The sequence below is a fragment of the Streptomyces sp. NPDC028635 genome, assembly GCF_040637635.1.
Lineage (GTDB): Bacteria > Actinomycetota > Actinomycetes > Streptomycetales > Streptomycetaceae > Streptomyces.
In genome coordinates this window covers 311,003-329,506 of the sequence record NZ_JBEZWX010000003.1, presented here as the reverse complement: position 1 = coordinate 329,506, position 18,504 = coordinate 311,003, and the positions used below count along the sequence as shown (strand labels likewise).

The window sequence follows — 18,504 nt, the reverse complement described above, 5'->3', positions numbered from 1 at the left end:
CCCATGCTGCTGATCTCCTGCCCGTGGTGCGGGCCCCGCGACGAGGCCGAGTTCCACTACGGCGGCCAGGCCCACGTGCCCTACCCGGAGGACCCCGCCGCCCTCACCGACGAGGAGTGGGCCCGCTACCTGTTCTTCCGCGACAACCCCAAGGGACCCTTCGCCGAACGCTGGAGCCACGCGGCGGGCTGCCGCAAGTGGTTCAACGCCGTCCGCAACACGGCGACGAACGAGATCCTGGCGATCTACAAGCCGGACGAACCCCGCCCGGAGAGACTGACGGAACGCCCGGCCACACCGCAGCCGAGCGCGACCACTTCTGAGCCGAGGCCGGAAAAGTCAGCCCGTCCGGCGCTTGAGGACGAGGCCGTTCAGGCCGAAGGGGGGCCTGGGGGCGCAGCCCCCAGCGGGGTCGAAGGGGCGGAGCCCCTTCAGGACGGGACGGGTAGGGGCAGCGGGGGCGCATCCCAGCCCTTCCGCACCCCCACCGGCGGCCGCATCGACCGCGAAGAACCCCTCACCTTCACCTTCGACGGCACGCAGTACCAGGGCTACCGGGGCGACACCCTCGCCTCGGCCCTCCTGGCCAACGGCGTCATCCAGGCCGGCACCAGCATCAAACTCGGCCGCCCCCGCGGCATCTTCTCCGCCGGCGTCGAGGAACCCAACGCGGTCGTCCAGATCGAGGCGCCCTTCCCCGAGCCCATGCTCCCCGCCCCCGCCGTCGAACTGTACGACGGCCTGGTCGCGAGCAGCCTCCCCGGCCAGGGCCGCCTCGCCACCGAACCCGACCCCGCCCGCTACGACGCCCTGCACGCCCACTGCGACCTGCTCGTCGTCGGCGCCGGCCCGGCCGGCCTCGCGGCCGCCGCTGCGGCAGCGGACAGCGGCGCCCGTGTCATCCTCGCCGACGACCAGCCCGAACTCGGCGGCAGCCTGCTCGGCACCGGCGAGCACCTCGACTGGGTGGCCGCGACCCGGGCCCGGCTCGACCTCGCTCCCGAGGTGCGTGTCCTGCGCCGTACCACCGTCTTCGGCTACTACGACGACAACCACCTCCTCGCCGTCGAACGCCGCACCAACCACCTGGGTGCCGACGCGCCGGTCAACGTCTCGCGCGAGCGGGTCTGGCGCATCCGCGCCCGCCGCGTGGTCCTCGCGACCGGCGCCCACGAGCGTTCGCTGGCGTTCGGCGACAACGACCGCCCCGGCGTGATGCTGGCGGCCTCGGCGCGGACGTATCTGCACCGCTACGGCGTCGTCCCCGGACGGCACGCGGTCGTGTTCACCACCAACGACAGCGCCTACGCCGCAGCGCTCGACCTGGCGGCGGCCGGTGTGCACATCGCGGCGATCGTCGACCCCCGGCCCGAACCGGGGGAGTGGGCGCGGCGGGCGAGCACCGCCGGGATCGAGGTGCTCGCCGGGCACGCGGTCACCGGTACCGAGGGCGGAGACCGGCTCACCGCCGTGACCGTCGCGCCGTTCGGACAAAGCGCCGCACAGCGGGAGTTCGCCGTCGACCTGCTGCTGGTCTCCGGCGGCTGGAACCCGGTCGCGCACCTGTTCAGCCAGTCCGGCGGCAAACTCCGCCACGACGACGCACTCGGCACGTTCGTGCCCGACAGCTGCCGTCAGGCGGTCGAGGCCGCGGGCAGCGCCAACGGCGCCTTCGACCTCGCCACGGCCCTCGCCGAGGGCGCGGCAGCCGGCGCCCGTGCCATCGAGGCCGAGGGCTGGACCGCCACCACGCCCGCGCTGCCGGCCGTGACCGCGCAGCCGTACACCCCGCCGTCGCAGGTCTTCACGATCCCGGCCCCCACCGGCGCCCCACGGTTCGTCGACCTGCAGCGCGACGTCACCGTCGAGGACCTGGCGCGGGCCACCGGGGCGGGACTGCGCTCGGTGGAGCACACCAAGCGCTACACCACCGCCGGCACCGGCGGCGACCAGGGCCGCACGGCCGGTGTCCTGGCCAGCGGGGTCGTCGCCGAACTCCTCGGTGTGGACATCTCGGCGCTCGGCCTGCCGACCTTCCGGCCGCCGTACACGCCGGTGTCCTTCGCCGCCCTCGCCGGCCGCGACCGCGGGGTGCTGAGCGACCCGGTCCGCACCACCGCACTGCACCCGTGGCACGTCGAGCACGGCGCGCTGTTCGAGAACGTCGGCCAGTGGAAGCGGCCCTGGTACTACCCGCGGCCCGGCGAGGACATGCAGGCAGCGGTCCTGCGCGAGTGCCGCGCCGCCCGCGAGGGCGTGGCTTTCATGGACGCCTCCACGCTCGGCAAGATCGACGTACAGGGACCGGACGCCGGCGCGTTCCTCGATCTGCTCTACACCAACATGATGAGCACCCTGAAGGTCGGCATGATCCGCTACGGCGTGATGTGCCGCCCGGACGGCATGGTCTTCGACGACGGCACGGTCATCCGGCTCGCCCGGGACCGCTTCCTGGTCACCACCACGACCGGGAACGCGGCCGCCGTACTGGACTGGATGGAGGAGTGGCTGCAGACGGAGTGGCCCGAGCTGAAGGTGCACTGCACCTCCGTCACCGAACAGTGGGCCACCGTCGCCCTGGTCGGTCCGAAGTCCCGCGAGGTCCTCGGTTCCCTCGCGCCCCGACTGGCCGTCGCCAACGACGACTTCCCGTTCATGGCGTGGCGGGAGACGACCGTCGCGGACATCGAGGCCCGGGTCTGCCGTATCTCCTTCTCCGGTGAACTCGCCTACGAGATCAACGTCTCGCCGTGGGACGCCCTCGCCCTGTGGGAGGCGCTGCACGAGGCCGGCGCCCCCTACGGCATCACCCCGTACGGCACCGAGACCATGCACGTCCTGCGCGCCGAGAAGGGCTACCCGATCATCGGGCAGGACACCGACGGCACGGTCACCCCGCAGGACCTCGGCATGAGCTGGGCGGTGTCGAAGAAGAAGCCCGACTTCATCGGCAAGCGCTCCTACGCCCGCGCCGACACCGTCCGCCCCGACCGCAAGCACCTCGTCGGCCTGCTGCCCGAGAACCCGGCCGACTTCCTGCCCGAGGGCACCCACCTGGTCGCCGACAGCGAGCTGCCCGCGCCACCCGTGCCGATGCTCGGGCACGTCACCTCCAGCTACCGCAGCGCCGCGCTCGGCCGGACCTTCGCGCTCGCCCTGGTCAAGGGTGGCCGCGAGCGCATCGGCGAACGCCTCTACGCACCCGTCGGCGACCGCCTGGTCCCGGTGACCGTCGCCAGTCCCGTCCTCTTCGACCCCGAGGGAGCCCGCCGCGATGGCTGACACCGCCCTGACCGCACGGCAGCGCAGCCCCCTGGCGCACGCCGCCGCCCGCCTGGCCGCCGCGACCCGCGCCTCCCGGGGCGCGATCCGCCTCGCCGAACTGCCCCTGCTGGCCCAGGTGGACGTGCGGCTGGACGCCAAGGGCCCGGCCGCGGACGCCGTCGGCCTCGCCCTGGGCCTCCAACTGCCCCTGGAACCCAACACCGTCGTCCACGCCGGGGAGATCACCGTGGTGTGGCTCGGCCCCGACGAATGGCTGGTGGTGGGGCGGCGCGGCACCCAGCGGGAGCTGGAGAGCCGGATCCGCGCGGCGGCCGGGGACGAGCACGTCTCCGTCACCGACGTCTCCGCGCAGCGCACCACGCTCCTGGTCGGCGGACCGCGCGCCCGCGACCTGCTCGCCCACGGCTGCTCGCTGGACCTGCACCCGCGTGCCTTCGGACCCGGGCGCTGCGCCCAGACGACGCTGGCCCGCACCCAGGTCGTCCTGGTGGCCCGGGACGAGTCCCGGGCCGGTTTCTGGGTCCTGGTGCGGTCCTCCTTCGCCGGCTATCTGACGGACTGGCTGCTGGACGCGGCCGTGGAGTACCGGTGAAGGACGAGGTGGCCGTGACGACCCGGGCCGGGTCCCCGTGACCGCCACGGCCCCCGCCGTCACCGCGTCCCGCCCGGGCCTGCCGGAGCTGTACCCGTCCGGGCTGCCCCGGCCCGGGCGGACGCTGGTGATGGGCGTCGTCAACGTCACCCCCGACTCGTTCTCGGACGGCGGACTCTCCCACGCCCCGGACGCGGCCGTCGCGCACGGCCTCGCACTGCTGGAGCAGGGCGCCGACCTCGTCGACGTGGGCGGGGAGTCGACGCGTCCCGGGGCGGCCCGCCCGCCGGTGAAGGAGGAGCTGCGGCGGGTCCTGCCGGTCGTGCGGGAGCCGGCCGCGGCCGGGGCGGTCGTCAGCGTCGACACCATGCGGGCCGAGGTCGCCGCCCGCGCCCTGGACGCGGGCGCACGGCTGGTCAACGACGTCTCCGGCGGACTCGCCGACCCGGCGCTGCCGGCGCTGATGGCCCGCGCGGAGGTGCCGTACGTCGTCATGCACTGGCGCGGCCACTCCGCGGGCATGCAGGCGAGCGCCGTGTACGACGACGTCGTGGCCGACGTGGCCGGTGAACTGCGCCTGCGGGTCGGCGCCGCGCTGGACGCCGGGATCCGGCCCGACCGTCTGGTCGTCGACCCCGGGCTGGGCTTCGCCAAGACGGCCGAGCACAACTGGGAGCTGCTGGGCCGTCTCGAGGAGATCCGGGCGCTGGGCCTGCCGGTGCTCGTCGGCGCGTCCCGCAAGTCCTTCCTGGGCCAGGCCCTGGCCGACCCGGCGACGGGCCGGCCGCGGCCGGCGCCCTTGCGGGACGCGGCCACGGCCGCGGTCTCCGTGCTCGCCGCCGCACAGGGCGTGTGGTGCCTGCGCGTGCACGACGTGGCCGCCACCCTCGACGCGGTTCGGGTGACGGCCCGCTGGGGCGCCGGCACCCGGCCCGCGCCGTGGGGCCTGCCCACCGACCCCTCCGCACGGCCGGTGCGGGCAGGGCGCACGCGCTGAGCAGCGGTCTGCTTCTAGCATCCTGTCATGGCAACGGAAAACAGCCCCTCCGTCCCGGACCGACCGGATCCCGCCGCGGCCGCGACGGGGTCTGTCTTCGACACCGTGGTGGACCGCAGGAGCTCCAACTCCATGAAGTGGGCCCGCGCCGGCGCGTTCCTCGAGCCCGACGAGGCCGCGGCGGATCCGCTGCCGATGTGGGTCGCCGACATGGACTTCCGCGCTCCGCAGCCGGTGCTCGACGCGCTCCACGAGGCCGTGGACCACGGCGTCTTCGGGTACCCGGGCGGTGCCACCGACAGCTACCTCGACGCCGTGACCGGCTGGCAGGCCGAGCGGTTCGGCTGGGAGGTGCCGCACGAGTGGGTGCTCCCGACCGCCGGCGTCATCACCACGCTCAAGACGGCCGTCCAGGCGTTCTCCGCGCCCGGTGACTCGGTCCTGATCCAGCCGCCGGTGTACGCGCACTTCCACGACGACGTACGGCTGGGCGGCCGGCACCTCGCCTACGCCCCGCTGGAGCGGACCGCCGACGGCTACCGGTTCGAGCCCCGGACCTTCGAGGCCGCGATCCGACCCGACACGAAGCTGTTCGTGCTGAGCCACCCCCACAACCCGACCGGCAACGTCTGGACCGAGGACGAGCTGACGGCGATGGGCGAGATCTGCGCCCGCCACGGCGTCCTCGTCGTCTCCGACGAGGTCCACCAGGACCTTGTCCTCAACCCGGCCAAGAAGCACGTCCCCTTCGCCTCGCTCGGCCCGCGCTTCGCCCGCAACAGCATCACGTGCACCTCCCCGAGCAAGACGTTCAACCTGCCGGGGCTGCAGTGCGCCAATGTCTTCGTGCCCGACGCGCGACTGCGCGAGGAACTGGCCCGCCAGTACGAACGCAACCTGTTCCCGCTGGTCAACGTCCTCGGCATGGTGGCCGCGGAAGCGGCGTACACCCGTGGTGAGCCGTGGCTGGAGCAGCTGCTGGCCTATCTGCGCGGCAACCACGCCCACTTCGCGCGAGCGGTCAACACCGGCACGTCGAAGCTGAGGGTCCTGCAGGCCGACTCCCTCTACCTGGCCTGGATGGACTGCCGGGGGCTCGGTATGGACGCCGCGTCGCTGGACCGGTTCATGCTCACCCGGGCGCGGCTGTGGCTGGACAAGGGGCAGAAGTTCGGCGTCGAGGGCCACGGCTACATGCGGGTGAACCTCGGCTGCCCCCGCGCCACGGTCGACGAGGCCGTCCGGCGCCTGCTCACGGCGGTCACCGACCCGGCCGGCGCGCCCGGATGATCCCGCGCGCGACGCCTCAGCCGACGTACCCCATGCGGTGGCTGATCTCCTGCGCGCCCTTGATCAGCAGCGATGCCAGTTCGTGCATGCGTTCCTCGGTGAAGCGGTAGGCGGGCCCGGAGGCGCTGAGCGCGGCGACGACCTCGCCGTGGTGGGCGCGTACCGGCGCGGCCATGGCGTGCAGCCCGAGCTCCAGCTCCTCGAGCGTCACCGCGTATCCGCGCTCCCGTGCCTCGGCGAGATCCCTCTCCAGCTCGCCGCGGACGGTCAGCGTGCGCGGCGTGAGCTGCGGCAGCCCGGACGCCTCGAGCACCTCGCCGCGCCGCCCGGCCGGCAGGTGTGCGAGCAGGATCTTGCCGCTGGACGTGGCGTGCACGGGCGTGAGCTGCCCGACCCAGTTGTGGGTGCCGACGGCGCCCGGTCCGCGCACCTGGTGGAGGTTGACGGCGTAGTGCTCCTGGAGGACGGCGATGTTGACCGTCTCACCGATCTCCTCGCTGAGCCGCTCGCAGACCTCCCGGCCCTGCTGGGTGATGTCGAGGCGGCCCGTGACCGCGCCGGCCAGACGCACGATGCCGAAGCCGAGCCGGTACTTGCCGCGCTCGCCCGACTGCTCCACGAGGCCGCGTGCCTCCAGGGCGCCGAGCAGGCGGAAGGCGGTCGACTTGTGGACGTCGATCTCGGCGGCCACCTCGCTGACGCCGGCTTCCCCGCGCTGGGCGAGGATCTCCAGGACGCTGACGGCACGGTCGACGGACTGCACGCCGTTCACCGCCGGAGCCGCTGTCTCGCCATCTGCGGTGTAGTTGCTCATGGCGCAACTATACGCACGGCGGGGCCCCGTGGAACCGGCCTCGCACAGGGAGAATACGACGGCCCCCCGGGCCCGTGGGGGCCGTCCGCGCAAGCCGGCGTCAGCCGAAGACGACCGTGCACCGGCCGTTCACCAGGACACGGCTCTCGCTGTGCCACTGCACGGCTCGGGCGAGGACCCGGGCCTCGACGTCGCGGCCCATGGTGACCAGGTCGTCCGGCGCCTGGGAGTGGTCGACGCGGACCACGTCCTGTTCGATGATCGGGCCCTCGTCGAGGTCCGGCGTGACGTAGTGCGCCGTGGCACCCACCAGCTTCACGCCGCGTTCGTGCGCCTGGACGTAGGGCCGGGCGCCCTTGAAGCTCGGCAGGAACGAGTGGTGGATGTTGATGGCCCGTCCGTCGAGCTGCTTGCACAGGTCGTCGGAGAGGATCTGCATGTAGCGGGCGAGCACCACCAGGTCGACGCCGAGTTCGTCGACCAGGTGCAGCAGCCTGGCCTCCGCCTCGGCCTTGGTGTCCTTGGTGACGGGGATGTGATGGAAGGGGATGCCGTAGTTCCGCGCCAGGGGCTCGAAATCGCGGTGGTTGGAGACGATCGCCGGGATCTCGATGTTGAGCGCGCCCGTGGACTGGCGGAAGAGCAGGTCGTTCAGGCAGTGGCCGAACTTCGACACCATGATCAGCGTCCGGGTCGGGGTCGCGGCGTCATGCAGCTGCCAGGTGATCCGGTACGCCTCGGCGACCGGGCCGAAGCCGGTGCGCAACTGGTCCAGGGAGACGCCGGGATGCGAGAGGTCGAAGTGCACCCGCATGAAGAAACGGTCCTGGAGACGGTCGTCGAACTGCTGGCTCTCCAGGATGTTGCCGGAGTGCCGCACCAGGTAGCTGGTGACGGCGTGGACCAGACCGGCCCGGTCGGGGCACGAGAGGGTGAGGACGAACTCGCGGCCGGGCTGCGGGCGAGGAGACATGGCATCCTCCGTGGGTGCGCAGTACGCAACGATGAGAGTGATACGCAACATCGTCCCGTGGTGACGGGGGGCGGTCAAGGGGTGCGTTCTGCGAAGTGCGATGAGGTGCGTCATACGCAACAGAATCAGGCGCCGTGGACGTGACAAGAGCTTCCGCTCTGCGTCTTGACGTAACAGCGGCAACCTCGGCTCGGCGCTGATCGGTGTCGTCTTCGCGCTGGGCTGTGTCCCGGCGCTGCGGCTGGTGGACCGGGTGGGGCGCCGGCCCGTGATCGCGTGGTCAACCGGTGCCGCGATCACGGCGGCGGGCGTTCAGCGGCCCCGAACTGGCGCCGCACGTCTGAGTCCGGCGCGTACCGTGGTGCGCAACAGCTTGCGTCATCCGGAACCGATCCCGTTGGGTCTCTTGACAAGCCCTCCACGCGCCGAAAGCATGTTGCGCATAACGAGCGTAGTTGTGCTATCTGAAACACTGCCCTGTCCGGCCCCCCGGAGGTCCCCATGAGCATCACCGTCGTCGGCGCGTCGCTGGCCGGACTGAGCACGGTCCGCGCCCTGCGCGCGCAGGGGTACGACGGCGGGATCGTCGTCGTGGGGGAGGAGCGCCACCTCCCCTACGACCGGCCGCCGTTGTCCAAGGACTTCCTCAAGGGCACCCTCGAGGCCGACGCGCTCGCGCTCGGCGACGGGGCCGAGTACGACGACCTGGACGTGCGGTGGCTGCTCGGCGAGCGCGCGGTGCGCCTCGATCCCGCGGACCGCTCGGTGACCCTCGCCTCGGGGCGCCGGCTGTCCACCGACGGCGTCGTCGTCGCGACCGGCGCGAGCCCGCGCACCCTGCCCGGCACCGAGGGTCTGGCCGGCGTCCACACCCTGCGCACCCTGGACGACGCCCGGGCCCTGCGCGACGAACTGCTCGACGGCCGGCCCCGCGTCGTGGTGATCGGCGCCGGTTTCATCGGCGCCGAGGTGGCCTCCACCGCCCGCGGGCTCGGCCTCGACGTCACCGTGGTCGAGGCGCTCGACGTGCCGCTGGAACGCCAACTGGGCCGCGCCATGGGCCGGGTGTGCTCCTTGCTGCACACCGACCACGGGACCCGGCTGCTCACCGGGACCGGCGTGGCGGGACTCACCGGCGAACGCCGGGTCACCGGCGTGCGCCTGACCGACGGGCGCGAACTGCCCGCCGACGTCGTCGTGGTCGGCGTGGGCGTGCGGCCCGCCACCGACTGGCTCGCCGGCTCCGGCGTCCAGGTCGACGACGGTGTGGTGTGCGACGCCGGCTGCGCCACGAGCGTCCCCGGCGTGGTCGCCGTCGGTGACGTGGCCCGCTGCCCGCACCCCTTCACCGGCCGGTACGCCCGCATCGAGCACTGGAGCAACGCCACCGAACAGGCGGCGACCGCCGCCCGGACCCTGCTGACCGGAGTGCCGGCCCCCGCGCCGCGCACCGCGCCCTCCTTCTGGTCCGACCAGTACCAGGTGCGCATCCAGCTCGCCGGCCACGTCGCGCCCGGCGCCGTGCCCGAGGTCGTCGACGGCGACGTCGACAGCCGCTGCTTCACGGCCGTCTACCGGCGCGAGGACACCCCGGTCGCGGTGCTCTCCCTGAACCAGACCAAGCTGTTCAACCGCCTGCGCCGCACCCTCGTCCCGGCCGCCGCGCCCGCCGCCGTCTGAGCCCGGCCCGCCGGGCCCGCCACCAGGGTGCGCCCGGGCGGGCCCGCGAGCGACCCCCCTCCCCGCAGGGTGTGCCCCGTGGCACGCCCCGCCCGTCCCCCGGAGTATGGCGTGGCAATCAGCGTCTTCGACCTGTTCTCCATCGGCATCGGCCCGTCCAGCTCGCACACCGTCGGACCGATGCGCGCGGCCGCGATGTTCGCCGGCCGGCTGAAGACCGACGGCCTGCTCGCCCAGACCGCCGCCGTACGGGCGGAGTTGTTCGGCTCCCTCGGTGCCACCGGCCACGGCCACGGCACGCCCAAGGCCGTCCTGCTCGGTCTCGAGGGCAACCGACCGCACACCGTCGACGTCGTCCAGGCCGACCTGGACGTCGAGCGCATCCGCACCACCGGGCGCATCCGCCTCCTCGGTGCGGAGATCGGCCCCGCCCACGAGATCGGCTTCGACGCCTCCACCCAGCTCGTCCTGCACCGCCGCCGCTCCCTACCCCACCACGCCAACGGCATGACCCTCTTCGCGTACGACGACGACGGTGTGCCGCTGCTGGAGAAGACGTACTACTCCGTCGGTGGCGGCTTCGTCGTCGACGAGGACGCCGTGGGCGCGGACCGGATCGCCCCCGACGCCACCCGGCTCGCCCACCCCTTCCACACCGGCGACGAACTGCTGGAACTGACCAGGGAGACCGGGCTGTCGATCTCCGCGCTGATGCTGGAGAACGAGAAGGCGTGGCGTACCGAGGCGGAGATCCGCGCCGGACTGCTGGAGATCTGGCGGGTGATGCAGGGCTGCGTGACCCGCGGCCTGTCCCACGAGGGCATCCTCCCCGGCGGGCTGAAGGTGCGCCGGCGGGCCGCGGCGGCCGCCCGGGCGCTGCGCAGCGAGGGCGACGCGGCGGCCCGCGCGATGGAGTGGGTGACGCTGTACGCGATGGCGGTGAACGAGGAGAACGCCGCCGGCGGCCGCGTCGTCACCGCCCCGACCAACGGCGCGGCCGGCATCATCCCCGCGGTGCTCCACTACTACCTGGCCTTCGTGCCCGGCGCCGACGAGGACGGCATCGTCCGCTTCCTGCTCGCGGCCGGCGCCATCGGTCTGCTCTTCAAGGAGAACGCCTCGATCTCCGGCGCCGAGGTCGGCTGCCAGGGCGAGGTCGGCTCCGCCTGCTCCATGGCCGCCGGCGGCCTCGCCGAGGTGCTGGGCAGCACACCCGCGCAGGTGGAGAACGCCGCCGAGATCGGCATGGAGCACAACCTCGGCCTGACCTGCGATCCGGTCGGCGGCCTGGTGCAGATCCCGTGCATCGAACGCAACGGCATGGCCGCGGTCAAGGCGGTCACCGCCGCCCGCATGGCCCTGCGCGGCGACGGCCGGCACCACGTCTCCCTCGACAAGGTCATCAAGACGATGAAGGAGACCGGCGCCGACATGAAGGTCAAGTACAAGGAGACCGCCCGCGGCGGCCTCGCCGTCAACGTCATCGAGTGCTGAGCAACCGGGGCACGCGCGTGAGAGGTTCTGCCGGACGCCGCCCCCGGCGCGTCGCGATGCTCAGTGTGCACACCTCGCCGCTGCACCAGCCCGGCACCGGGGACGCGGGCGGCATGAACGTCTACCTCGTCGAACTCGCCGCACGCCTCGCCGCCCGCGGTATCGAGGTGGAGATCTTCACCCGGGCCACCTCCGCCGGCCTGCCGCCCGCCGTGACCCTCGCGCCGGGTGTGCTGATGCGGCACGTGACCGCCGGACCGTACGAGGGCCTGGCCAAGGAGGACCTGCCCGCCCAGCTGTGCGCCTTCGCCCACGCGGTGACGCGGGCCTGGGCCGGCCACCGCCCGGGCCGCTACGACCTGCTCCACTCCCACTACTGGCTCTCCGGTCACGTCGGCCGCCTCGCCGCCGCGCGCTGGGGCGTGCCGCTCGTGCACTCCATGCACACCATGGCCAAGGTCAAGAACGCCGGCCTCGCCGACGGCGACCTCCCCGAGCCCGCGATCCGGGTGACCGGCGAGAGCCAGGTCGTACGGGCGGCCGACCGGCTGATAGCGAACACCGAGCGGGAAGCGGTCGACCTGCTGCGCCACTACGACGCCGACACCCGCCAGGTCGCCGTCGTCCACCCCGGCGTCGACCTGGACCGCTTCCGCCCCGGCCGGCCCGACGCGGCCACGGGCCGGGCAGCGGCCCGGGCACGCCTGGGCCTGCCGCAGGACGCGCTGATCCCGCTGTTCGCGGGACGCATCCAGCCGCTCAAGGCACCGGACGTCCTGCTGCGCGCGGTGGCCCGGCTCCTGACGGAGCGGCCGTGGCTGCGCGACCGGCTCGTCGTCCCGGTCGTGGGCGGACCGAGCGGCAGCGGCCTGGCCCGGCCGGAGGGCCTGCACAAACTGGCGGCCTCGCTCGGCATCTCCGACGTCGTCCTGTTCCGGCCACCGGTCGGCCAGGACCGCCTCGCCGACTGGTACCGGGCGGCGTCCGTGCTGGTCATGCCGTCGCGCAGCGAGTCCTTCGGCCTGGTGGCCCTCGAAGCCCAGGCCTGCGGCACTCCGGTGATCGCCGCCCGCGTCGGCGGCCTGCCGGTGGCCGTGCGCGACGGCGTGAGCGGGGTCCTCGTGGCGGGGCACGATCCCCGGGACTACGCCCGCGCGTTGAGCCGCTTCGCCGACGACGCGTCCCTGACCCCGCGCATGGGCGCGGCCGCGGCACGCCACGCCCGCTCCTTCGGCTGGGACAGGACCGCGGCGGCGACGGCGCGGGTGTACGGACAGGTGCTGCGGGAGCGCCGGCTGCGCGACTGACGCCGGCCATCGGGTCGTCGGCGCTGACGCGGCGCCCGCGGTGCTTGAACGGCCACCCCTCCCAGCCGATTCTGGACATCCCGCGTCGGGCGGGCGCCGCATCCGCGACAGCAAGGACGGACCCCATGGCAGACCTCACACAGGCCACCGCGTCCTCCACCACCACCGTCGGCGCGGCACCGGCGGCTCCCGTCTCGCCGGGGGTGCGCCGCATCACGGTGCAGGCCGGCCCCGTCACCCTCTCCGGTCTGTGCTGCGAACCGCCCCAGCGGCCCCGTGCACTGATCGTCGCCCTCCACGGCGGTGGCACCAGCGCGGGGTACTTCGACGGGCAGGCGCACCCCGACCTGTCCCTGCTGACCCTCGGCGCCCGCCTCGGTCACCGGGTGGTCGCGCTGGACCGCCCCGGCTACGGCGCCTCCGCCGGCGAACTGCCCGGCGGGCGCACGCTCGTCGAGCAGGCGGCCGACATCGCGGCCGCGGTACGCCGGCTGGCCCGCGACGGCTCCGTGGGCGGCGGGGTGTTCCTGCTGGCCCACTCCTTCGCCGGCAAGGTCGCCTTCCTGCTCGCCGCCGAGCACGCCCCGGACCGCCTGCTGGGACTGGACGTCTCGGGCTGCGGCACGAGACTCGCCGTGCCGTACGACCAGGTGCGAAACGACCGCAACGTACGACGGCTCAACTGGGGGCCGCTCGGCCTGTATCCGCCCGCCACCTTCCGGGCCGCCGCGACGGTCGTCGCCCCGATGCCGGCCCGCGAGGCGGAGTCGGCCGGTGACTGGGAGCGCCTGTCCGCCGAGGTGCTGCCCCGCGTCCGGGTGCCGGTCCGGCTGACCTTCGCCGAACACGAGGCCTGGTGGCGGCACGACGACGCGGACGTGGCCGACATGGTCGCCCGGCTGACCGCCGCGTCCCACGTGCGCGTGGACCGGATGCCCGGTGCCGGGCACAACATCAGCCTCGGCTGGGCCGCGCGGACGTACCACCTGAGGGCCCTCGCGTTCGCGGAGGAGTGCCTGCGGCTCTCCGCGTGACCGGTCCCGCCGAGGACCGGCCCCATGGCCGGCGGCCGGGCGGGGCGATGCGGCGCAGCGGCTGTTTACCCGCCGCCCCCGCGGGTCACCCCTTGAGGACACAGGCGCGTGGAGGGAGTCCGTCGTGGTGGGCGTGGGCAGCACCGGCACAGGGGTGGATCCGGCAGGGCTGGACGCATGCCGCGTCGACGCCGTCGACGTACACGCCTTCGAGGTGCCGACCGACGGCCCCGACGGCCGGGAGCAGGACGGCACCCTGGAATGGGACTCCACGACGATGGTGCTGGTGCGGGTGCACGCCGGCGGCATGTTCGGCGTCGGCTACACCTACGGGGACGTGTCGGTCGCCGCGTTCACCGATTCCAAGCTCGTGCCTGTCCTGAAAGAGCGGAAGGTCACCTCGCCACCGGCGCTGTGGCACGACATGCAGCAGCAGATCCGCAACGCCGGCCGCCCCGGCGTCGGTGCCATGGCCGTCTCCGCCGTGGACGTCGCCCTGTGGGACCTCAAGGCACGGCTGCTGGGACTGCCGCTCGTGCACGTGCTGCCCGCCGTCCACGACCGGGTCCCGGTGTACGGCAGCGGCGGCTTCACCAACTACCCGCTCGACCGGCTCGCCGAGCAGCTCGGCGCGTGGACCGACCAGGGCATCCCCCGGGTCAAGCTCAAGACCTCGCGGGAGCCGGAGCGCGACCCGCAGCGGCTGACGGCCGTCCGCGAGGCGGTGGGTGACGCGTCCGAGATCTTCACCGACGCCAACGGGGCGCTCAGCCGCAAGGAGGCGCTGTACTGGTCCCGCCGGTTCCACGAGGAGTGGGACGTGCGCTGGTTCGAGGAGCCCGTCTCCTCGGCCGACCTGGAGGGCCTGCGCATGCTGCGCGAGCAGGGCCCCGGACGGCTGGAGATCGCGGCGGGCGAGTACGCCTACACCACCCAGGACTTCGCCAACCTCGTCGAGGGCCCCGCCGTGGACTGCCTCCAGGCCGACGTCACCCGCTGCGGCGGCATCACCGGGATCCTCGAGACGGCCGGCCTGGCGGCCGCCCACCACCTGGACCTGTCGGCCCACTGCGCGCCGGCGCTGTCGGCGCACGCGTTCTGCGCCGTACGCCGGCTGCGGCACCTGGAGTACTTCCACGACCATGTCCGCGTCGAACGCCTGCTGTTCGACGGCACGCTGTCACCCGAGGGCGGCGCCCTGCGCCCCGACCCCTCCCGCCCCGGCCTCGGCCTGGACGTCAAGTGGGCCGACGCCGAGCGCTACCGCGTGTACGGGTCCCGGAGCGAGTGAGCCCGGAGCCGCCCGCGTCCGCACGAGCCCGGGGACCGCGGCCACGGGAACCCGCGCCGCGTTGGCCGACGACGCCGCGGGAGCCTTGAGGGTGAAGCCACTGATCCGGCCGTCAGGCGCGCGGGCAGCTGGGACACCGTGCGGCGCTCAGGGCTCGATCAGACCGGCGCGGATGGCGTACCGGGTGAGTTCCAGCCGGTCGCGCAGGCCCAGCTTGTGCAGCAGGTTGGCGCGGTGCCGCTGCACGGTCTTGACGCTGATGAACAGCAGGTCGGCGATCTGTCGGGAGGAGTGTCCCTCCGCGACCAGCTTCAGGACCTCTTCCTCACGCGGTGTCAGGATCTGTTCGGGGGACACCTCGCCGTGTCCGACCCGCTCGAGGTAGGTGCGGATCAGCGCGGTGACCGCGCCCGGGTACAGGAACGGCTCGTTGCGCATCGCGGCCCGGCAGGCGGCGACCAGGTCCTGGTCGGCGACCGACTTCAGCACATAGCCGCCGGCCCCTGCCTTGAGGGCCTGGAAAAAGTACTGCTCGTTGTCGTGCATGGTGAGCATCAGGATCCGCAGGCCCGGCCGGAGGGCGGTCAGTTCCCGCGCGGCCTGCAGTCCGGTCAGCCGGGGCATGGCGATGTCGAGCACGGCCAGGTCGATGTCGTGGGTGCGGGCCAGCTCGATGGCCTCGGCGCCGTCCCCGGCCTCGGCGACCACGTCGAGGTCCGGCTCCTGGTCGAGGATGAGGCGCACACCGCGGCGCACCAGCGCGTGGTCGTCGGCGAGCAGGACGCGGATCGTGCGCGACCGCGCGGTGGGGGAGGTGTTCGTGTCGGTCATGGCTCACGCCTGCCTTTCGGCCAGGGGCGCGGTGAGCCGGACCCGGGTGCCGGTCCTCGGTCCGCTCTCGGTCGCGGCGCCGGGGCCCTCGCCGTCCACCGAGGAGATCGTGAGGCTGCCGTCGACGAGCAGGGCCCGCTCGCGCATGCCGCGGATGCCCGCGCCCTCGCAGGGCACGTCGATGCCTCGTCCGTCGTCGGTGACCGCCAGCTCGATCCGGCCGTCGGTGTGCCGCAGGGCCACCGTGACCCGTTCCGCGTCCGCGTGGCGGGCGGCGTTGGTCAGCGACTCCTGCACGACGCGGTACAGGACCAGCTCCGTCTCCGGCCCCAGCGCGGGCAGGCCGGCGTCGAAACGGCGGGTGATCTTCAGCCCGGTGTGGGTGGCGATCTCCTCCGTGAGGGAGGTCAGCGCGCTGACCAGCCCGAGGTCGTCCAGCACGCCGGGCCGCAACCGCCGTACCAGGCGGCGGACCTCGTCCAGGCTGTCCCGGGTGATCTCCTGCACCTCGCGCAGGAGATCACGCAGCGGTGGCGGCGCGTCGTCCGTGGCGCGCTTGAGCCCCAGCAGGACCGCCGTCATGCTCTGGCCGACCTCGTCGTGCAACTCCTGCGCGATACGGCGGCGTTCGGCCTCCTGCGCCAGCAGCACCCGGGCACTGCTGGCGGCCCGCTCCTGTTCCAGCCGCTCCAGCATGGCGTTGAACGTGCGGATCAGCTCGGCCACCTCGCCACCGCCGCGGGCGGGCAGACGCTGACCGGGGCGCAGCAGATCCACGGTCGTCATCAGCTTCGTGAGCCGTTCCAGCGGCGCCAGGCCCAGCCGCAGCAGCGCGGCGTTGGCGACCAGCATGACGCCCAGACCGCCGACCAGGATGACCGCCTCGGTGAGCACCACCGGCACCGACACGGTCACCGGAGCCCACAGCAGCAGGGCGGTGGCCGTACCCAGCACCACGGCGTTGAGGGTGAAGATCCGCCAGAACAAGGACACGGGACCGCGCCTCTCCTCTGTGACGTGAAGGGGTGCCCATGGCGTCTCGCCATGGGTGGGCGGCGGCCGTCGCGTGTCGGACGCCGGCGGCCGGCGGGTGCTCGCAGGAGCCCGACGCCAGCCTGCCCTCGCACCCGGTCACCGGTCGATGGGGCCCGACCCCCATTTCCCGGGGTACGCCGTCCTCACGGTGCCGCCGGATACACCTCGCGCCCCGGCCGAAATGGGGTCCGCGCCCGATAGGCGCTCGCCGGCGGGCGGGCGAGGGTGTGAGGACACGCGGGCTCCTCAGGGAGCGCGCGCCGTACGCCGCCGAGAAGGGATGGACCATGACGCTCGACGCCACCCGGGCCGAACCCCACCTGCACGAGGCCCGCCGGCGCCTGGAACGCGCCCGCACCTCCCGCCTGGCCCAGCTGCACGCGCTCGACGAGACCGGGCGCAGCAGCCGGGACGACCACCTGCTGTCCGCGCAGCGCACGGCGATGGAGGGCGTCCTGAAGGAGATCGAGGAAGCCTTCACCCGCCTTCAGGACGGCAGCTACGGCACGTGTCTGGAGTGCGCCGAGCCCATCCCCGCCGAGCGGCTGGAGATCCTGCCCTACACCCGCCACTGTGTCGCCTGCCGGCGCCGGACCGCCTGACCACCGCCCGCGCCCGGCCCCGGAAAAGACGCGCCCGGCCCTCCGAAAGGCGCGCCCAGCCCTCGGAAAGAGGTGACATGGTGAACCACCGGACCATCGGCGTCAGTGTGACGCACCTGTCGGTCGCGGACCTCGCCGCGCTGCGCGAGAACCTGCTCGAGCAGCGCCAGTTCCGCCGGGAACAGCTGCGCCGGCCGGCCGCTCCGGCCGGCTCCGGTGCCGAGGACCGGCTGCGGGAGCAGACCGCCGCGCGGCTCGAGGTCCGGGCCAAGCTCGCCGCCTCCGCCCGTATGGTCCTCGCCGACGTCGAAGCGGCCCTGGAGCGCATGGACGCGGGCACCTACGGCACCTGCCATCTGTGCCGGCGCCCCGTGGACCGGGAACGGCTGACGATCGTGCCCCAGGCCCGCTACTGCGCCCGCTGCCAGCAGGTGAAGGAGGCGGCGCGGTGACCGGCGCCCACCTCCCGGCCGCGCAGGCGGGCGCGGTCCGTCAGCCGGCCTGGCCGTCGCGGCGCCGCCGCCACGGCATCGCTCTCGACATGGGCAGCGCCCGCACCCGCGCCTGGATCACCGGCCGCGGTGTGGTCGTCGACGTGCCGACGGTCACCCACCCCGGCACCGGAGCCGTCCACCCCGTCCAGCGCGGCGCCATCATCGACACGCCGGGCTGTGCGCGGATGCTGCGGCGCCTGCTGGGCGACCACCTGCCCCGCTCCGTCCGCCCGACGGTCCTCGTCACCACCCCCGTCCTCGACGGCATCGCCTACCGCGCCGAGGCCCGCACCGCCGTCGAGGCACTGCGTCCGCACACCGTGCTCAGCGTGCCCGCGGCACGGGGCATCGCCCTGGCCGCGGGCACGGATCTGTCCGGCCCGCTGCTGGTGCTGGACATCGGCGCCCATCTCACCGAGGCGGTGCTGCTGTGCGACGGCGCCGTCACCGACGCCCGCCGCACCGCCCTCGGCACCGGCGACCTGGACGAGGAGACCACGGCCGAGCAACTCGCCGAGGCGGCGGCGCGGATGCTCACCGCGATGCTGCGCCAGGACCGCACCTCCCTCACCCTCGACGCCCTGCGCCGCGGCACCCTCCTGGCCGGCGGCGGCGCCCTGCGTCCCGAGGTCACCCATCACCTCACGGCCCGGCTCGCCGCACCGCTGCGGGTGGTTCCGGCCCCGCACACCGCGGCCGTCCGCGGCGCCGCCCGCCTCCTGCACGCCGCCCTCGGCCACCCGTCCACCCTCCCGCCCACGGCCGGGCCGGCCACGCTCCTTTGA

Annotated in this window: 16 protein-coding genes; 12 read left to right on the top strand and 4 right to left on the bottom strand. The window is 73.7% G+C overall.

Annotated elements, in window-relative coordinates:
- The first annotated feature begins 3 nt into the window (after window positions 1–3).
- From AB0E88_RS05605 to AB0E88_RS05590, 4 genes are all read left to right on the top strand, one after another.
- Complete coding sequence (locus tag AB0E88_RS05605) at window positions 4–3,282, top strand: sarcosine oxidase subunit delta family protein (protein ID WP_361624244.1); 3,279 nt, start codon at window positions 4–6, stop codon at window positions 3,280–3,282.
- The gene (locus AB0E88_RS05600; RefSeq protein WP_361624241.1) at window positions 3,275–3,877 is read left to right on the top strand and encodes a sarcosine oxidase subunit gamma family protein; all 603 of its coding nucleotides are present in this window, start codon (window positions 3,275–3,277) and stop codon (window positions 3,875–3,877) included. The genes AB0E88_RS05605 and AB0E88_RS05600 overlap by 8 nt, the downstream gene beginning before the upstream one ends.
- A gap of 130 nt (window positions 3,878–4,007) precedes the next feature.
- The gene (folP, locus tag AB0E88_RS05595; RefSeq protein WP_361624382.1) at window positions 4,008–4,874 is read left to right on the top strand and encodes a dihydropteroate synthase; all 867 of its coding nucleotides are present in this window, start codon (window positions 4,008–4,010) and stop codon (window positions 4,872–4,874) included.
- A gap of 27 nt (window positions 4,875–4,901) precedes the next feature.
- A complete protein-coding gene (locus tag AB0E88_RS05590) occupies window positions 4,902–6,164 on the top strand; it encodes a MalY/PatB family protein (RefSeq protein ID WP_361624238.1) in 1,263 nt (420 codons plus the stop codon).
- Window positions 6,165–6,180: 16 nt separating this feature from the next.
- Here AB0E88_RS05590 and AB0E88_RS05585 read toward each other — a convergent pair whose 3' ends face one another.
- Both AB0E88_RS05585 and purU read right to left on the bottom strand, forming a co-directional pair.
- Window positions 6,181–6,978 carry an IclR family transcriptional regulator gene (locus AB0E88_RS05585; protein ID WP_361624235.1) on the bottom strand — a complete coding sequence of 266 codons (798 nt, stop codon included), beginning with the start codon at window positions 6,976–6,978 and terminating at the stop codon, window positions 6,181–6,183.
- Between the two features lie 100 nt (window positions 6,979–7,078).
- Window positions 7,079–7,951, bottom strand: a complete 873-nt coding sequence (gene purU, locus AB0E88_RS05580) for a formyltetrahydrofolate deformylase (protein ID WP_361624233.1) — start codon at window positions 7,949–7,951, stop codon at window positions 7,079–7,081.
- 501 nt (window positions 7,952–8,452) lie between these two features.
- Here purU and AB0E88_RS05575 point away from each other — a divergent pair.
- From AB0E88_RS05575 to AB0E88_RS05555, 5 genes are all read left to right on the top strand, one after another.
- Window positions 8,453–9,631, top strand: a complete 1,179-nt coding sequence (locus tag AB0E88_RS05575) for an FAD-dependent oxidoreductase (protein ID WP_361624230.1) — start codon at window positions 8,453–8,455, stop codon at window positions 9,629–9,631.
- 111 nt (window positions 9,632–9,742) lie between these two features.
- Complete coding sequence (locus AB0E88_RS05570; protein WP_361624227.1) at window positions 9,743–11,125, top strand: L-serine ammonia-lyase; 1,383 nt, start codon at window positions 9,743–9,745, stop codon at window positions 11,123–11,125.
- Entirely contained in the window at window positions 11,119–12,432 is a 1,314-nt protein-coding gene (gene mshA, locus AB0E88_RS05565; protein WP_361624224.1) for a D-inositol-3-phosphate glycosyltransferase, read from the top strand. Before AB0E88_RS05570 ends, mshA begins: the two co-directional genes overlap by 7 nt.
- A gap of 125 nt (window positions 12,433–12,557) precedes the next feature.
- Window positions 12,558–13,466, top strand: coding sequence for an alpha/beta fold hydrolase (locus AB0E88_RS05560; protein ID WP_361624221.1), 909 nt, complete (start codon window positions 12,558–12,560; stop codon window positions 13,464–13,466).
- A 127-nt stretch (window positions 13,467–13,593) separates the two neighbouring features.
- A complete protein-coding gene (locus tag AB0E88_RS05555; RefSeq protein WP_361624379.1) occupies window positions 13,594–14,757 on the top strand; it encodes an enolase C-terminal domain-like protein in 1,164 nt (387 codons plus the stop codon).
- Between the two features lie 147 nt (window positions 14,758–14,904).
- On the opposite strand, the gene AB0E88_RS05550 is transcribed toward AB0E88_RS05555, so the two are convergent.
- Window positions 14,905–15,588, bottom strand: coding sequence for a response regulator transcription factor (locus tag AB0E88_RS05550; RefSeq protein WP_361624218.1), 684 nt, complete (start codon window positions 15,586–15,588; stop codon window positions 14,905–14,907).
- A gap of 3 nt (window positions 15,589–15,591) precedes the next feature.
- Window positions 15,592–16,581: a sensor histidine kinase gene (locus AB0E88_RS05545; RefSeq protein ID WP_361624215.1), complete on the bottom strand. Its 990-nt coding sequence runs from the start codon at window positions 16,579–16,581 to the stop codon at window positions 15,592–15,594.
- Window positions 16,582–16,910: 329 nt separating this feature from the next.
- Here AB0E88_RS05545 and AB0E88_RS05540 point away from each other — a divergent pair, with 329 nt between their 5' ends.
- The 3 genes from AB0E88_RS05540 (at window position 16,911) to AB0E88_RS05530 (ending at window position 18,504) form a co-directional block, all read left to right on the top strand.
- Window positions 16,911–17,225 carry a TraR/DksA C4-type zinc finger protein gene (locus AB0E88_RS05540; protein ID WP_361624212.1) on the top strand — a complete coding sequence of 105 codons (315 nt, stop codon included), beginning with the start codon at window positions 16,911–16,913 and terminating at the stop codon, window positions 17,223–17,225.
- A 77-nt stretch (window positions 17,226–17,302) separates the two neighbouring features.
- Complete coding sequence (locus AB0E88_RS05535; protein ID WP_361624209.1) at window positions 17,303–17,677, top strand: TraR/DksA C4-type zinc finger protein; 375 nt, start codon at window positions 17,303–17,305, stop codon at window positions 17,675–17,677.
- 89 nt (window positions 17,678–17,766) lie between these two features.
- Window positions 17,767–18,504 carry a hypothetical protein gene (locus AB0E88_RS05530; protein ID WP_361624376.1) on the top strand — a complete coding sequence of 246 codons (738 nt, stop codon included), beginning with the start codon at window positions 17,767–17,769 and terminating at the stop codon, window positions 18,502–18,504.

Bases quoted from the DNA above. Each gene is read 5' to 3' on its own strand.
- AB0E88_RS05605 (WP_361624244.1), top strand. From the start codon at position 4: ATGCTGCTGATCTCCTGCCCGTGGTGCGGGCCCCGCGACGAGGCCGAG.
- AB0E88_RS05535 (WP_361624209.1), top strand. From the start codon at position 17,303: ATGGTGAACCACCGGACCATCGGCGTCAGTGTGACGCACCTGTCGGTC.
- AB0E88_RS05575 (WP_361624230.1), top strand. From the start codon at position 8,453: ATGAGCATCACCGTCGTCGGCGCGTCGCTGGCCGGACTGAGCACGGTC.
- AB0E88_RS05600 (WP_361624241.1), top strand. From the start codon at position 3,275: ATGGCTGACACCGCCCTGACCGCACGGCAGCGCAGCCCCCTGGCGCAC.
- AB0E88_RS05540 (WP_361624212.1), top strand. From the start codon at position 16,911: ATGACGCTCGACGCCACCCGGGCCGAACCCCACCTGCACGAGGCCCGC.
- purU (WP_361624233.1), bottom strand. From the start codon at position 7,951: ATGTCTCCTCGCCCGCAGCCCGGCCGCGAGTTCGTCCTCACCCTCTCG.
- AB0E88_RS05550 (WP_361624218.1), bottom strand. From the start codon at position 15,588: ATGACCGACACGAACACCTCCCCCACCGCGCGGTCGCGCACGATCCGC.
- AB0E88_RS05530 (WP_361624376.1), top strand. From the start codon at position 17,767: ATGGGCAGCGCCCGCACCCGCGCCTGGATCACCGGCCGCGGTGTGGTC.
- AB0E88_RS05585 (WP_361624235.1), bottom strand. From the start codon at position 6,978: ATGAGCAACTACACCGCAGATGGCGAGACAGCGGCTCCGGCGGTGAAC.
- AB0E88_RS05590 (WP_361624238.1), top strand. From the start codon at position 4,902: ATGGCAACGGAAAACAGCCCCTCCGTCCCGGACCGACCGGATCCCGCC.
- folP (WP_361624382.1), top strand. From the start codon at position 4,008: ATGGGCGTCGTCAACGTCACCCCCGACTCGTTCTCGGACGGCGGACTC.
- AB0E88_RS05560 (WP_361624221.1), top strand. From the start codon at position 12,558: ATGGCAGACCTCACACAGGCCACCGCGTCCTCCACCACCACCGTCGGC.